The sequence below is a fragment of the Mucilaginibacter aquaedulcis genome, from assembly GCF_030409325.1.
Lineage (GTDB): Bacteria > Bacteroidota > Bacteroidia > Sphingobacteriales > Sphingobacteriaceae > Mucilaginibacter > Mucilaginibacter aquaedulcis.
Genome location: NZ_JAUFPR010000003.1, coordinates 229,346 through 244,100, shown reverse-complemented (window position 1 = coordinate 244,100; position 14,755 = coordinate 229,346). Strand labels below are relative to the sequence as shown.

Here is a 14,755-nt window from a genome sequence, read left to right as displayed (position 1 = left end):
TTCAGCTTCGCTGGAAAGAGGGCGTAGGAAAATTGTAAGAAAAAGGAAATACCCTCTTTCAGCCGCAGGCGAAGAGAGGGGTGACAAGCGCGGCGATGTCGGGGTGAGTTGATATGATACTTCTAAGCATCTTCCTGTAAAATGAACCTCCTTGAAAACTTTAGCGGCATTTTGTTGGTTCATTAATTTATGAGTTCAGCAGTTTCACTCAAAAAGTTTCAATTTTTTCCGTTTCTTATCAGTTTATTGATCACGCTGGCCATAGGCTTTGTAGCCGCGTTTTTTACCCGGCCGGAAATAACCGGCTGGTACAGCACCCTTAAAAAGCCATCATTTAACCCGCCTCCGTGGTTGTTTGCCCCGGTTTGGACGTGCCTCTACATCCTGATAGCTGTAGCCGCCTACCTCATCTGGAAACACCGTAGCCGCAAGCCCGTGTACAAGGTTACCCGCGCTATTTACTTTGCACAGCTGTTTTTGAATTTCTCCTGGTCGATAGTGTTTTTTGGGATGCACCAGGTATTAGGGGCATTTATAGTTATTGCCCTGCTTTGGGTAAGTATCATTTTAACCATGTATTGGTTTAACAAATTCAATAGAGTAGCGGGCTGGCTGCTGATGCCCTATTTGCTTTGGGTGAGCTTTGCCGGGATACTAAATGCAAGTATATATTTACTGAATAGTTAGTTTTAAAATACTATTTTTATTGCATACATTTTTGTGCTTAAACTGAACTGTTTTATTAAAAATGAAGAAACTATTCCTCTTGTGCTGTTTCATTATAGCTGCTCATAGCCTGAGCCTCGCGAAAAGCATAGCCATTGATCACTTTGTAATAAAAGAAAACCCCTTTGCCGTTGACGAAGTGGCCGTTGTTGCCACCGATACCGCAGGCGTAATACAAGAGGGGGTAAATGGTATATTTACGTTTGTGATGAACGGTTTTCAGGAACAATTAAGGTTTGAAAAAGGCACCGCGTTTTATCGTCATAAGCTTGACCGCTCGGCCTTTTTATATGCCAAGCACATGAATGATAGTGGCACGCACGCCATACTCTACTACATTTACAAGCACGATAGCAAACTTAGTCCGCTGCACATCAGCTGGATGCTGCTGGTAGCCATTCCGCTGATTTTGGTACTGCTGGCCTATATGTTTAAGCGATTTATTATCATAGCCGTAATCATATTCTGCATATTCCTATATTTTAACTACCATAATGGGTTAAGTATGCCAACATTTTTTGAAAGTGTTATTGATGGTTTAAAGGGGCTGTTTTAGGAAGGGGGGTATAATATCATTGGAGTTGCTGCGTTGCAATCAAGTGATTTGTCTGAACCACGATTTCTGGGATTAAGGGATTATCATGATTCTCCGAAAGCTAAGTAAATCCATTAATCCGACAAATCTGTTTAATCCTGGTTCAGATAATTTTCGCGATTGATTCGTTACTCTCAATAACATATCAGGTTTAGGCTGCTATTAAAACGGCAATCCTATACCAAAGTTAAGCTGCATGAAATTGTAGCTGTCGCCGGCAGTGACTTTGCCATTTTTATCAATACTTGTAGCGTTGGCTCTCAGGTAAGCCTCTTTAAAACTTCCTGATTTAAATAGCTCGTCGCCATGTTTAATGAGTACCCATTGGTCTGATCCGGTAAACTGAGGGTCTTTAAATTTAAGTGCGGCATCAAGCCTGAATATAAAGAAACCAAGATCAAACCGTAAACCAGTACCTATACCAATGGCGGTTGATTGCAGGATATTATCAAACCGGAACTCGCCGCCCGGATTTTCAACTTTTTTACCCAGGCGCCATACGTTACCGGCATCCATAAAGATTGCTCCCTTTAGTTTGGCCCCAAAAAAGTTGTCGGCCAATTTGTAACGGTACTCGGCGTTGGCAACCATTTTTATTTCGCCAAACTGATCAAGGTATTTTAAGCCCGCACGGGTATTGGTATCATTTCCGTAATAAGTAGCACGGTTAAACTGACCCGGACCCAATGTGCGCGGCAGCCATGCCCTGATGTCGTTTGCACCACCGGTGTAAAAGTTTTTTTCAAATATCAGCTGGTTGCTGTTACCATAAGGAACACCTATACCCGGATTAAAGCGGAATACAAACTGGCGTTCGCCCCCCAGAGTACGATAAAACCTTAGGTCGAGCTCGGTTTTGGCATATTGTGAAAATGTATATCCGAAAAGTTTACGCTGGTTAGCGGTATCTCTTGACGTATTAAACACCTTGCTGGCCAAACTGAGAAAGTTACCCCCAATATCTAAACTACCGCGGAAATAAGTGAAGTTTTTGTAGGAGTTTAATTCAATAGCATTGTATTGAAAAGTGTACTGGCTACCGGTTGTAAATGTAGTACGGCCAATAAGAGTTACGTAAGAGCGCCGGTTTTGTTCAAGTAATTGTCTTTTTGCTGCCGTATCAAGCACGCCTCGTGAAAATTCTATATTTATAGGCGTTATCGTGTGCTGTTTACGGGCGGTTTCAAAAAAGTCATAGCTTACAGAGTTTACAAAACTCTCGCGCTTTACCAGGTCTTTCTGGTAAAATAATGAGTAGTTACTGGAGAAAATAGTATGCGGCACCCCAAACTTACCTAACAGCGGAAAATCAAAAGGCGTTAAAATGCGCGGATAAATGAGGTTGGCCCCGGCCCTGAGCTCCTGATTTTTGATGGTTTGCCCATTATCAAACAAAATACTCCAGTTAAATTTTACCTGCAATATGGCAGCCTGCTTAAACAGGTTTCTGTTGGTAAAAGTGTTGCCCACGTTATAGCCAAAACGGCCCCCGCTAAACAGTACCTCACCCTCAACACGATCGCTCATTTGTTTGAGGGGTACAATATCAATTTTGGTGTTGAGACGGTTGCTGCTATCAGCCAGTTTTTCGTAAGTAGGGTTGGGCACGTTGCGGAATACATTCAACTCCGACAAGCGGGTTGTAGTAAGCGTTTGCTGGTCAATGTTATAAATCTGCCCTTTTCTTTGAAAGGTGTAATCAATTACGGTACGGGGCTTAAACCGGTGCGAAAAATCAACAAACCTGAATTGCGAATCAACCTGAACGGTATCGGCCTGGCCGGTGGTGCGCCCGCTGCTGCGCGAAATGCTGATCTGCGTATTATTGATGGTATAAATAGGGTGCTCTTTTTTGCCCGGCGGGTTATCAATAATCATGGTAACATCAACCACACTGTTATTAAAGGTTGAATCGTAATTGTAGTTTACGTATTGGCGGTAGAAATCAAAGTAGCCGTTACGCTTCATTAACAGGTACAGCTCATCACGGTCATGCGCCAGGCTATCGGTATCGAAACGCGCCCCCGGCGAAATATGCGACATTTTATTGCGATTGTCGTTATACAGCTTTTTAATGTTTTTATCAGCAATGCTGTCGGTTATTTTCCTTATGCGGAACATGGGGCCTTCCTGCGCTGTAAAAACCAGCTCGGCCTTTTGCTTTTTGATAACTATGCTGTCGGTTATTTTTGCTTTCAGGTAGCCGCGATTCTGGATATAGCGTTCCATCTGCAGACGCGAGTACTCAACCAGGTTACTGTCTAAAATAGAGGGTGCCTCGCCGTAATTCTTTTTACCTTTTTTACTGAAAGTGTAATAAAGCTGCAGGTTAAGCCAGTTATTGGGTTGCTGCTCTTTATCTACATAATTTACAGCGGCTTCGGCAAACTGCTTATCAATCCCCTTGATGATTACTTTACGTACCAGTACCTGGTTTTTATCCAGTCCACGGGTGCTGCTGCAACCAGAGCCTATAATGAGCAGTAAAATACTTAATATTGTAAGGCGGTAAATAGCAGGAATTATATATGCTTTCAAAATCACAGATCAGTTTATTAACATCCTTACAACATAAAAAATTTCGCAGGGAAAATGGTTTTTTCCTGGTTGAGGGTTATAAATCGGTTACCGAATTTATAAACTCTGCATACCAGGTTGATACAATTTACCATACCCCTGCAATTGCTTCAAAAATGCTGAATTTATCCCGAAAAATAAACTTTCAGGAGATTTCATTAAATGAACTCGAAAAAATCAGCTCATTGAAAACGCCGCAGGAGGTAATTGGTTTGGTTAAGATACCAATATGGCCCGTTTTAAATTATAACAGCCTGAAACAAAAGTTTTCGCTGGTGCTTGATAACGTGCAGGATCCCGGTAATATGGGTACCATCATTCGCACGGCCGATTGGTTTGGCATTACCGATATTATATGTTCGGAAGACACGGTTGATGTGTATAACCCCAAGGTGGTGCAGGCCACCATGGGCTCATTGGCGCGGGTAAATGTGCATTATGTTGATCTTTTACAAACTCTGCCTCAAATAGACCTGCCTGTATTTGGCGCCATGCTCAACGGACAAAATATATATAATACTGATTTTGGCGGTGAGGGATTGCTGGTGATGGGCAACGAAGGTAACGGCATAAGTGCTGATATTGAGCGCTTAATAGGCGCAGCGGTGACTATTCCGAGGGCCGGAAATGCCGAATCTTTGAACGTGGCCATAGCCACTGCTATACTATGTTCAGAAATAAAAAGAAATTCAATGAAATTATAGTTGGCTTTCTGAAAAATAAATTACTATTTTTGCAGTCCTTAAAAAATGGTCGGGTGGCCGAGTGGCTAGGCAGAGGTCTGCAAAACCTTTTACAGCGGTTCGAATCCGCTCCCGACCTCAAGGGTATTAAAAAATTTAAAGAATAAACACCATGGGCGTTACACGTTTAAAAAGAAAAGATAGAAAAAACAAAACTACTTCACGTTTAGAAGTACAGTTTTTGAAACTGGCTACTAACCTGGAGTACGGAAGCCGTTCTGCTGAGTCAAAACACAGCCAGATAGCTAAAAACAACGAAGCTTTAGCAAAAGCTGTAGCTGCAAAATAATTCTATCTGCTTTTGGCGCTACAAGCGCTTGAAAAGATCTTATAAATCCTGTTGGTTTAAGAAACCGGCAGGATTTTTTTGTGCGTCATTGACCGTTGATTTTTGGGGTGATTGGCTTGATTTCGCTGATTGCATTGTTTGAAGTAGATGATTGCGTTGTTTGACGTAGAATGATTTTGTCTGAACCTGGATTAAACAGATTTCAGGATTTCTTTTGTCTGAACCGGAATTTTCAGAATTTTTGAATTAATAAAATAGCCCGTAAAAAGAAATTCTGAAAATTCTCTAATTCTATAAATTCTGGTTCAAGACAAAATCATCAACGAAATCAATGAAATCACCTCAAATCAACGGTCAAGCAGCTTTTTATTGATCCTGCCAATCAGCGCCGGGCCTTCGTAGATAAAACCGGTGTACAATTGCACCAGCGATGCCCCGGCTTGTAGTTTCTCTATGGCGTCATCAGCCGTGTGGATACCGCCTACTCCAATAATGGGGAACGATCCGTTTGATTTTTTATGCAGGTAACTGATCACCTCGGTTGAGCGTTTGGTTAGTGGTTTACCGCTAAGGCCGCCCATTTCATTTTTCAGGCTTTCATGTACAGTAAGGCTTTCACGACTGATGGTAGTATTGGTAGCAATGATACCTGCAATGCGGGTTTGCTGTACAATATCAACAATATCATCCAATTGCGAATCGGTTAAATCAGGAGCTATTTTAAGCAGGATAGGCCTGCTGATGCCATTTTTAGCGTTGCGCTGTTGCAGGGTATTCAGGATGTGCATTAAAGGTTCTTTTTCCTGCAAATCCCTTAAGCCCGGTGTGTTTGGCGAGCTCACGTTCACCACAAAGTAATCAACCGCATCAAACAGGCGGTCAAAGCATTTAATATAATCGCTTACGGCATCCTCATTAGGGGTAACCTTGTTTTTACCAATGTTGCCGCCAATAATGAGTTGTTTTTGAGCCCCTTTAGCATTTCTTCGGAAGGCTGCCAGTCGCTCGGCAACCACATCAACCCCTAAATTGTTAAAACCCATGCGGTTAATAAGCGCACCATCGGGCGGCAGGCGAAACATACGCGGCTGCGGATTGCCGGGTTGGGGCAGGGGAGTAACTGTGCCTATCTCCACAAAGCCAAAGCCGATATTAGCCATTTCGCCCATAAGTTCGCCGTTTTTGTCAAAGCCAGCGGCCAGGCCAACCGGATTTTTAAAACGCAGGCCAAATACCTCTTTTTGAAGTCTCGGGTTATTCACATCCCATATTGCCCGACTCAAGGCTGCCCCGCCCGGAAAGCGGTTAAAGCGTTTTAAGTTGCGGGTAACAAAATAATGTACTTTTTCGGGATCGAACTTAAACAGGATGGGTTTTAATAAAAAATACATGCCGCGAAGTTAGCACATTACTTTATGTGTGTAAACCAGAAATTTAGGAATTATTAATAAAGTGCCGACTCATCCCTCCGGGCGATGGATAAATGATAAAAGGATAAAGGAGTAAAGACATTTTCCCCACGCCCTCTTTCCAGCGAAGCTGAAGAGAGGGTGCCCGAGCGAAGCGATGGGCGGGTGAGTCATTTGTACAATTCCTGATACAAATGCAAAAAAATCCAGTAAAACTGTAAATTCGGAAATCGAGTTCATCATCTGCTTACAAACCAAATAAACCATTTATGATCAGGAAGACACTGAAAGATACCTTTAAACCCGGTCGCCGGCATTTTCTTAAAACCGCTTCTGTGGGTACTTTGGCAGCTGCAGGCATACCCCAAATTGTATCAGCAGCCTTGGCTAAAGAAAAAAGTGCACCCAAATTAAAATTCAATACCGGCGATGTGGTGTTGTTTCAGGGCGATTCCATTACTGACTGGGGGCGCGACCATAAAAAGGACGAATTTAATACCACTCCGGCCCTCGGCTCTGGCTATGCGCTTATTACGGCCTCAAAGCTGCTGCTTGATCATGCCGATAAAGGCCTCAAAATATATAACAAGGGTATCAGCGGTAACAAAGTTTATCAACTGGCCGAACGCTGGGATACTGATTGCCTGGCCATAAAACCTAACATATTAAGCATACACATTGGCGTGAACGACTTTTGGCATACCTTAACCGGCGGGTACACTGGCACTATTGATACCTACATTGCCGATTATAAAAAACTCCTTACCCGCACCAAAGAAGCCCTGCCAGATGTAAAGCTGGTAATATGTGAACCATTTGCCTCCAAAGGAGTAAGGGCGGTTGACGATAAGTGGTACCCAACGTTTGATCTGTTCCGCAAGGCGGCCCATGATATAGCTGCCGAATACAACGCTGTTTTTGTGCCGTTTCAGGCTGCTTTTGATAAGGCGCTGGCTACCGCACCGGCAGCTTACTGGAGCCTTGATGGGGTACACCCGAGCGTAGCCGGAGAAGCCCTGATGGCCCAAACCTGGATAAAGGCGGTAGGAGCATAGAAGAGGTTGTACGTTTTACGCAATACGTGTTACGTAGCACGTTGAATGACCGTATTTTATGGTTTAATTATCTATGCAACGTAAAACGTATTACGTACAACCCATAACCTTCCTGGTTTCGCCTCAAAACCGTATCTTTGCGCGCAAATGATTGCTATAAACAACCTTACGTTTGAGATTGGTGCGCGGGCCCTTTACGATGAAGCCAACTGGCATATAAAACCCGGTGAAAAAATTGGTTTAATAGGTGCCAATGGTACCGGTAAAACTACCCTCTTAAAAATTATTGTAGGCGACTATAAACCTACATCGGGCACCATATCAATGGCTAAGGACCTTACCATGGGTTACCTCAACCAGGATTTGCTGTCATACTCGTCTGATAAAACCATTGTACACGTGGCTATGGAAGCTTTTGAGCGCCAGAACCAACTGCACGATGAGATTGAGACTTTACTCAAGAAACTCGAAACAGATTATACCGAAGATCTTTTACACAAACTGAGCGATAAACAGCATGAGTTTGAGTTGCTCGATGGTTATAATATTGAATATAAGGCACGCGAAATATTAGCAGGTTTAGGTTTTAGCGATGCTGATTGCGAACGTAAGCTAAGCACCTTTTCGGGTGGATGGCGCATGCGTGTAATGCTGGCCAAGATATTATTGCAGGCTCCCGACATCCTGCTGCTGGATGAGCCTACCAACCACCTTGACTTACCGTCTATTCAATGGCTGGAAGATTATTTGAAGGCTTTTCAGGGCGCTATTGTTATCGTATCGCACGATAGGTGGTTCCTTGATAAGGTTATTAATCGTACGGTTGAATCGCGCAAGGGTAAGCTTACTGTTTACGCGGGTAACTACAGTTTTTACCTTGAAGAGAAAGCCCTGCGCGAAGAAATTCAGCGTGGCGAGTTCAAGAATCAGCAATCAAAAATAAAACAGGAAGAACGTTTGATTGAGCGTTTCCGGGCCAAGGCATCTAAAGCAAAAATGGCACAATCGCGTATCAAAATGCTTGATAAAATGGAGCGCGTTGATGATGTTGACGATGATAACCCAACGGTTAATTTCGCCTTCCGTTTCAGCAAGCAATCGGGCAGGCACGTGGTAACCATGGAGCATATCACCAAAAAATATCCTGCTATTGATATTTTGGATAATGCCGAAGCTATTATTGAAAAAGGCGATAAAATAGCCCTGATAGGTGCAAACGGTAAGGGTAAATCAACCCTGTTACGCATTGTGGCAGGTGCAGATAAAGAATTTGCGGGCAAAGCGGAAACAGGCCATAATGTAACGCAAACATTTTTTGCACAGCACCAGTTGGAGTCGCTGCACCTGGAACACCAGATATTGCAGGAGTTACAGGCCTTTGCACCTAAACATACCGATACCGAGCTGCGTACCATTTTAGGTTCGTTCCTGTTTACTGGTGATGATGTATTTAAAAAGATCAAGGTATTATCAGGAGGTGAAAAATCACGTGTGGCCTTAGCCAAGGCGCTTACTGCCGATGCTAACTTCCTGGTGCTGGATGAGCCTACCAATCACCTGGATATGCAATCGGTAAATATCCTGATCCAGGCTTTGGATCAGTACGAAGGTACGCTGATCGTGGTATCGCACGATAGGTATTTCCTGGATAATGTAGCTAACAAGATCTGGTTTATTGAAGATCAAAAGATAAAAGTATATCCAGGCACTTATGCCGAGTACGACGAATGGCTTTCAAAACGTAAGTTAGAGCCAAAAGCCGCAATTCCGGCCCCTCAGCCCAAAAAGGAAGAGAAAAAGCCCGAACCGGTTAAACAACAGCAAGGTGAAAACAAACACCAGCAGCTGAAAAAACTGAACCAGGACCTGGCTAAAATGGAAGAACAGATTGCCGGGCTGGAAAAAAATGTGAAAGATCTGGAAGCTAAACTGGCCGACGATAAAATTTATACCGACAATGCCAAGCTAAAGGAAACCAATGCCGCCTACGCCCAAAAGCAAGCCGACCTCAAACAGGTTCAGCAAAAATGGGAAACCCTGGCCGAGCAGATCCTGGAGCTGGAAGCATAAACCCAAACATGATATTTTAATATATTTGCCAATTTTGGTATATTTAAACCAACAACAGCCCGCCTCTCTTTTACCGGAAAGGCGGGCTGTTTTGTTAAGGGTGCAGGAAGCATAAAAATGATAATACGAATATTCCTATTGATTATCAATAAATTAGTTCTTTTTAAAGTTTTAAAAATGTGCTTAAAATGAGTTAAAACGCATGATTTTGTTCATTTTGATGTCATTTTGATAGATTTTAACCCTTTTTTGATGGATTTTTGAATGAAAAAGTGTTAAAATAAAATTTTAAAAAGTTTTGGCCGAGCCTCATATAAAATATTAGATGGCCGGATCAATTTCTCCTCCGGAATTTCTTAAATTTCCAATCTCAACACCGGCGGGTTACATCCGCAAAATGAGGATACCTAAAATATAAAAAATGAGAAAGCATCTTTACCTATTCGTTCTCCTGTTTATTACCCTTAAAAGCTTTGCGCAGGCGCCGTATGATAACAATGTTTATAACACTGCTATCAAAAGTGTGGAGTTTTATAACAGCAAAAAGCAGGGCTCGTTCCCGGTAATTAATTTAGGATCAGATGAAAAGGTGCTGCTTGCTTTTGACGATCTGCGGGGCGGTAGCCGGAACTACTATTACACCATTGAACACTGCGATACTAAATGGAACTCCTCAAACCTATCAACAGCCGAATACCTGCAAAGCTTTACCGACGACCGGTTGTACACCTACACTTACTCGTCAGGTACCATTCAAAAATATACACACTATGAGCTTAAATTGCCTAATAACAACATAGCGCCCAAACTGGCAGGTAACTATATACTAAAGGTTTACGAGGATGGCGATCAATCAAAAATGGTGCTTACCCGCCGGTTATATGTACTGGGCAAAAAGGTAACCATGGCGGCAACAACAGGGCCATCGCCGGGAACAGAAACAAGGCAAACCAATCAAAAAGTGAACTTCACCATTGATTACACCGGCCTGCAGGTTCAAAACCCATCAAACGATATACGTGCCTTCCTGATGCAGAACGCGCGTACCCAAACTGGTATTTTGAATACGCAGCCAACTTATGTACGTGGCACGCAGCTGATTTATAACGATGTAGCAATCAATGATTTTCCGGGTCGTAACGAGTTCAGGCTGTTTGATACCCGTACGCTCAAACTTAATTCGCAGCACATTGCGCGTATTGTTAAGGATACGGCCAACAATGTGGTTTTACTGACTGATCCGTTGCGTGATAGCCCTAATTACATTTTAACCTATGATAATGATGGTAAGTTCTTTGTACTGAACCAGGACGGCAGCGATCCGCGGATTGATGCCGATTATGCGCACATCTACTTTAGCTTTGCCGCAAACCGCCCCGCATCAGAAGGGAGCGTGTATATTGTTGGTCAGTTTAATGATTATAAGTTAGATGAGCACAGCAAACTAACCCTTGGCGAAAACGGAAAATACTACATCAATCTGCTTTTAAAACAGGGCGTATATGATTATGAGTACGTTTGGTATGACAATAAAACCAAAAGAGCCAATGATATACCCTTTGAAGGCAGCCACTTTGAAACCGAAAACGATTATCAGCTGCTCATCTACTATCGCCCGCCTACTGCCCGCTGGGATGAACTGGTGGGTTTCGGGGAGCTGAATACGGTGAAGAAATAGGGAGTCAAAAACTCACCGGTCATCATTTGGATTTCATTCCCCTGGCTTTATGCCTCAATGGAGCAGGGAGCTAAACACAGATAGCCTATCCGGTTCTAAATAATAATTTTATAAAAAAGGAGCTATCCAATTCAGACAGCTCCTTTCATATATCGGTATAATTAAAATTATCCTTCGTTTACAACACCCATGCTGCAGAACTTATCAATACGCTCAGTTACAAGTTCGTTGATATCACGTTCGCCAAGGGTTTTGAGGTCTTTTAGCAGTTGTTTTTTAAGGATGGCAGCCATAGCTACCGGATCTTGATGGGCACCGCCAAGAGGTTCTTTAATAACACCATCAATCAGCTTGTTTTTAAGCATTTCCGTTGATGTCAGTTTCAAAACTTCGGCAGCACGTTCTTTGTTTTCCCAGGTTTTCCAAAGAATGGTTGAGCAGTTTTCTGGTGAAATTACCGAATACCAGGAATTATCCAGCATCAGCACCCTATCACCAATACCTATACCCAAAGCACCACCTGATGCACCTTCGCCAATAATAACGCAGATCACCGGAACTTTCAGGACCGACATTTCCAGCAAGTTACGGGCAATGGCTTCGCCTTGTCCGCGTTCCTCAGCCTCTAAACCAGGGAATGCTCCGGGAGTATCAATCAGGGTAACAACAGGTTTGTTGAATTTTTCGGCCATTTTCATGAGCCTTAATGCTTTGCGGTAACCTTCAGGATTAGCCATACCAAAATTACGGTATTGGCGCTCTTTGGTGTTACGCCCTTTCTGATGGCCAATGAACATTACGGTTTGGCCATTCAGGGTTCCGAAACCACCGATGATAGCTTTATCATCACCTACTGTTCTGTCGCCGTGCAATTCAATAAAATCATCGCACATCAGCTCAATGTATTGCAGGGTATACGGCCTTTCGGGGTGGCGGGAAATCTGTACTTTTTGCCAGCCTGTAAGGTTGGAATATATGTCTTTTTTAGCGGTTTCCAGTTTTGCTTCCAGTTCGGCTACCGTTGCAGACATATCCAGCTTGTTCTTGTCTTCAACCTGCCTCACCTTTTCAATCTGCTGCATCAATTCAGCCAACGGCTTTTCAAAATCAAAAGTAATCTTCATACTATTTATTTGGGCTGCTAAATTAAGTAAATCAAACGGGATATTATCAATTACGGTTTTGCAAAGTTTCCAGCTTTTTAATTTGCTGCGGTGCAAGCAGATCGCCAGTACTTAAACAGGCTTGTAAAATGGCGTTTCTGAGCTCGCCATAGTATAAACCCGACCGTGTTGTATAAAATATAACATCACCATTATTGAGCCTTTGTTTACGAAAAAGGTTATCTAAAGTTTTCTCGTTGTTGATAATGAACGTACCCATCTCCACCCTTTTACGGTGTAATTCGGCAACAATAGCGTTAATTTTTGTTATCTGAACAGGGCTAAGGTCAAGCTCCTTTTTAAATTTGATCACCTTATCAGGCATCGGGAAATGATTCAGTTCTGCAGGCAGGGCCATATTATAAAAATCATCGCCGTTTAACAATGCGGTGTACTGTTTATCGCTTAAAGTTTTTACCGGCGATTTTTTCAGGGTACTATCAGCCTGCTGGGCGTGCAGCGCGCAGCAAAAAAATAGATTGATCAGTAACAAGGATATTGATTTTAGCATAGGCTATATTTTATAAATACACTAACCATAAGGTTATTTAAACTAAGTTAAAAAACGCGCGACATTCATTTTCATTGCACCCTGACTATTTTTGTTCGCTTTGAGATACCATTTTCATTGAATGCCTCGATCTGGAAGTAATAAGGCAGGTTTTTATCCATACCATTAAAGTAATACTCATTTTTGCCGTACACCATCATGTTGTTGTATAGCTTATCGGGTTCAATACCCATATAAATGGTGTAACCTACGGCATCATCAACAGGTTTCCATTTAAGCCAGGCATTGCGACGCTCGCTGTCGCCGCGCAAAACGATCAGGTTTTGAACGGTATCGGGTTGGGTACCTGAACCCTTACCAAATACACGGAAACCAGACAACGCGAATTTGCCTGTTGGCATGTGCAGGTTCACCATTTTAAGGTAACGGGCCTTTGCCGGAGTTTTTAGCTCCACATAATCATGAGGCACATCGGTTTTATTTTTGCTTTTGTCGATCAAAGGGTTCCAGGTTTTGCCATCGAGAGAGGAGTATACCATATACTGGTGAAAAACATTCAATGATTTACCCATGAAGGTGGCATCCTGATCGGCATAGTTAATTTGTATGGCATTCACGGTACTTACAGCACCCAGGTCGGTTTTAAACCACTCGCCTTTGCTGGCCGTTTTGGCGCTCCAGTAGGTTTTAATATCTTCGTCAACAGCGTTGTTGGGTTCGTAGGCCCCAAGGGTAGATGAAACTTGTACAGGTTTATTGTAGTTCAGGATCATCCAGCCGGTAAAATTGCTTTTTAGGTGATCTTCAGGACTGGTTGACAGGTAGTACGGATAATCGCCGTACGCGGTGTTGGTATACAGCACGCCATCCTTATCAAAACCGGCTGGCCAGAAACCAATGCGACGTTCAAAGTTATTTTTAACCGTGATACCCATGGTGGAGATGTGCCAGTAGTTCCCAAACTTATCCTGCCAGGTAGCACCATGACCCGCGCCCTTTGCAAAACCACCCGGCTTGTATGAGAACGGATTATGCTTTTGATAAGTAAAAGGTCCCAGCGGTTTATCGCTGGTGAATACACCATCGCCGTAACCGCTCTGTTCGGTACCTGGTGCTCCAAATTGCAGGTAATATTTGCCGTTATGCTTGTTCATCCAGGCACCTTCAATAAAAGGCAGTAAAAACACGTTGTCGTTATGTTCGCCAAAGCGCTCCCAGCCATGTACCTCAGGATCAAGCTTTACAAGCTCCTTTTTAGGGCCAATTGGTTCAAACGTTTTACGGTCTATCTCCTGCCCGTACAGTGGCAGCGTATTGCTTGAGCCGTGGTAAATGTATACACGGCCGTCATCGTCGGCAAACATGCCCGGGTCCCAGGCACCTACCTTAAAATAATCTTTGGCAGCTTTCCAATCATCGTGAGTTGGATTGGTGCTCATCCACAAGGTAAAATCTTTATTATGAGTTGAGCCTATCACGAGCAGGGTATCGCCCAAAACCAGCGTTGCTGGGGCGCATAACTCATCACCCTGCACCTCATTATAAGGGCGCACAAATTTGCGGTAAATAAAATGCCAGTTCAGCATGTCATCACTCCACCAGTAACCAAACTGGTTGGTACTGAAAAGGTAGTATTTGCCTTTAAACAAGGTCATGGTTGGGTCGGCAGTAGCCCGGTGCTTGCCCCACCCGGCAAAATTCGGGAACGGCGTATAGCCGTAATCTAAATTGAGCGGGTTGCAATAAGTGAGCCTTCTGTTTTGCGCGTTAGCTGTTAACAGCCCAAAACAAAGCATTAAAACAAACAAACTACAAAAACGGATCTTCATAAATCGGGTAAGCAAGTTATTGTAAACAGGCGGCTAATATCTGTTTTTAAAGCTTACCTAAACTACAATTTACTACAACATCTGTTTCATAAATTTACTTCTTACTTCAT

The 14,755-nt window shown here is 43.1% G+C and carries 12 protein-coding genes and 1 tRNA gene; 8 read left to right on the top strand and 5 right to left on the bottom strand.

Translation table 11 applies throughout. From position 1 onward, the window contains the following. Positions 1 to 189: 189 nt before the first annotated feature. Positions 190 to 687, top strand: coding sequence for a TspO/MBR family protein (locus QWZ01_RS16285; RefSeq protein WP_290325022.1), 498 nt, complete (start codon positions 190 to 192; stop codon positions 685 to 687). 61 nt (positions 688 to 748) lie between these two features. Beyond that, positions 749 to 1,282, top strand: coding sequence for a hypothetical protein (locus QWZ01_RS16280; protein ID WP_290325021.1), 534 nt, complete (start codon positions 749 to 751; stop codon positions 1,280 to 1,282). Positions 1,283 to 1,483: 201 nt separating this feature from the next. On the opposite strand, the gene tamL is transcribed toward QWZ01_RS16280, so the two are convergent. Next, the gene (gene tamL, locus QWZ01_RS16275) at positions 1,484 to 3,859 is read right to left on the bottom strand and encodes a translocation and assembly module lipoprotein TamL (protein WP_290325019.1); all 2,376 of its coding nucleotides are present in this window, start codon (positions 3,857 to 3,859) and stop codon (positions 1,484 to 1,486) included. On the opposite strand from tamL, the gene QWZ01_RS16270 reads away from it, so the two are divergent. The 3 genes from QWZ01_RS16270 (at position 3,850) to QWZ01_RS16260 (ending at position 4,930) form a co-directional block, all read left to right on the top strand. Then, complete coding sequence (locus tag QWZ01_RS16270) at positions 3,850 to 4,602, top strand: TrmH family RNA methyltransferase (RefSeq protein WP_290325017.1); 753 nt, start codon at positions 3,850 to 3,852, stop codon at positions 4,600 to 4,602. The two genes, tamL and QWZ01_RS16270, sit on opposite strands and share 10 nt — an antisense overlap. Before the next feature lie 47 nt (positions 4,603 to 4,649). Continuing rightward, positions 4,650 to 4,720 (top strand) — tRNA-Cys (locus tag QWZ01_RS16265). 33 nt (positions 4,721 to 4,753) lie between these two features. Further along, positions 4,754 to 4,930 (top strand): spore protein, encoded by a 177-nt coding sequence (locus QWZ01_RS16260; RefSeq protein WP_290325016.1) that lies wholly within the window; start codon positions 4,754 to 4,756, stop codon positions 4,928 to 4,930. 347 nt (positions 4,931 to 5,277) lie between these two features. Here the strand turns inward: QWZ01_RS16260 and QWZ01_RS16255 are convergent, their stop codons facing one another. Then, positions 5,278 to 6,321 carry a quinone-dependent dihydroorotate dehydrogenase gene (locus tag QWZ01_RS16255; RefSeq protein WP_290325014.1) on the bottom strand — a complete coding sequence of 348 codons (1,044 nt, stop codon included), beginning with the start codon at positions 6,319 to 6,321 and terminating at the stop codon, positions 5,278 to 5,280. Positions 6,322 to 6,608: 287 nt separating this feature from the next. On the opposite strand from QWZ01_RS16255, the gene QWZ01_RS16250 reads away from it, so the two are divergent. The 3 genes from QWZ01_RS16250 to QWZ01_RS16240 all read left to right on the top strand — a co-directional run bounded on the left by QWZ01_RS16250 (position 6,609) and on the right by QWZ01_RS16240 (position 11,142). Continuing rightward, complete coding sequence (locus QWZ01_RS16250) at positions 6,609 to 7,394, top strand: SGNH/GDSL hydrolase family protein (RefSeq protein ID WP_290325012.1); 786 nt, start codon at positions 6,609 to 6,611, stop codon at positions 7,392 to 7,394. Between the two features lie 147 nt (positions 7,395 to 7,541). Then, positions 7,542 to 9,464 (top strand): ABC-F family ATP-binding cassette domain-containing protein, encoded by a 1,923-nt coding sequence (locus QWZ01_RS16245; RefSeq protein WP_290325010.1) that lies wholly within the window; start codon positions 7,542 to 7,544, stop codon positions 9,462 to 9,464. A 421-nt stretch (positions 9,465 to 9,885) separates the two neighbouring features. Further along, entirely contained in the window at positions 9,886 to 11,142 is a 1,257-nt protein-coding gene (locus QWZ01_RS16240; protein ID WP_290325008.1) for a type IX secretion system plug protein, read from the top strand. 167 nt (positions 11,143 to 11,309) lie between these two features. Here QWZ01_RS16240 and QWZ01_RS16235 read toward each other — a convergent pair whose 3' ends face one another. The 3 genes from QWZ01_RS16235 to QWZ01_RS16225 form a co-directional block, all read right to left on the bottom strand. After that, on the bottom strand, positions 11,310 to 12,266 hold the full coding sequence (locus tag QWZ01_RS16235) for an acetyl-CoA carboxylase carboxyltransferase subunit alpha (RefSeq protein WP_290325006.1): 957 nt from the start codon (positions 12,264 to 12,266) through the stop codon (positions 11,310 to 11,312). Positions 12,267 to 12,312: 46 nt separating this feature from the next. Next, on the bottom strand, positions 12,313 to 12,816 hold the full coding sequence (locus QWZ01_RS16230) for a hypothetical protein (RefSeq protein ID WP_290325005.1): 504 nt from the start codon (positions 12,814 to 12,816) through the stop codon (positions 12,313 to 12,315). A gap of 71 nt (positions 12,817 to 12,887) precedes the next feature. Continuing rightward, the gene (locus QWZ01_RS16225) at positions 12,888 to 14,645 is read right to left on the bottom strand and encodes a family 43 glycosylhydrolase (RefSeq protein WP_290325003.1); all 1,758 of its coding nucleotides are present in this window, start codon (positions 14,643 to 14,645) and stop codon (positions 12,888 to 12,890) included. Positions 14,646 to 14,755 lie beyond the last annotated feature (110 nt).

What these genes read in the sequence shown, in the direction of transcription:
- QWZ01_RS16285 (WP_290325022.1), top strand. Translation starts at nt 190, where the DNA reads ATGAGTTCAGCAGTTTCACTCAAAAAGTTTCAATTTTTTCCGTTTCTT.
- QWZ01_RS16270 (WP_290325017.1), top strand. Translation starts at nt 3,850, where the DNA reads ATGCTTTCAAAATCACAGATCAGTTTATTAACATCCTTACAACATAAA.
- QWZ01_RS16260 (WP_290325016.1), top strand. Translation starts at nt 4,754, where the DNA reads ATGGGCGTTACACGTTTAAAAAGAAAAGATAGAAAAAACAAAACTACT.
- QWZ01_RS16225 (WP_290325003.1), bottom strand. Translation starts at nt 14,645, where the DNA reads ATGAAGATCCGTTTTTGTAGTTTGTTTGTTTTAATGCTTTGTTTTGGG.
- QWZ01_RS16280 (WP_290325021.1), top strand. Translation starts at nt 749, where the DNA reads ATGAAGAAACTATTCCTCTTGTGCTGTTTCATTATAGCTGCTCATAGC.
- QWZ01_RS16250 (WP_290325012.1), top strand. Translation starts at nt 6,609, where the DNA reads ATGATCAGGAAGACACTGAAAGATACCTTTAAACCCGGTCGCCGGCAT.
- QWZ01_RS16230 (WP_290325005.1), bottom strand. Translation starts at nt 12,816, where the DNA reads ATGCTAAAATCAATATCCTTGTTACTGATCAATCTATTTTTTTGCTGC.
- QWZ01_RS16245 (WP_290325010.1), top strand. Translation starts at nt 7,542, where the DNA reads ATGATTGCTATAAACAACCTTACGTTTGAGATTGGTGCGCGGGCCCTT.
- QWZ01_RS16235 (WP_290325006.1), bottom strand. Translation starts at nt 12,266, where the DNA reads ATGAAGATTACTTTTGATTTTGAAAAGCCGTTGGCTGAATTGATGCAG.
- QWZ01_RS16255 (WP_290325014.1), bottom strand. Translation starts at nt 6,321, where the DNA reads ATGTATTTTTTATTAAAACCCATCCTGTTTAAGTTCGATCCCGAAAAA.
- QWZ01_RS16240 (WP_290325008.1), top strand. Translation starts at nt 9,886, where the DNA reads ATGAGAAAGCATCTTTACCTATTCGTTCTCCTGTTTATTACCCTTAAA.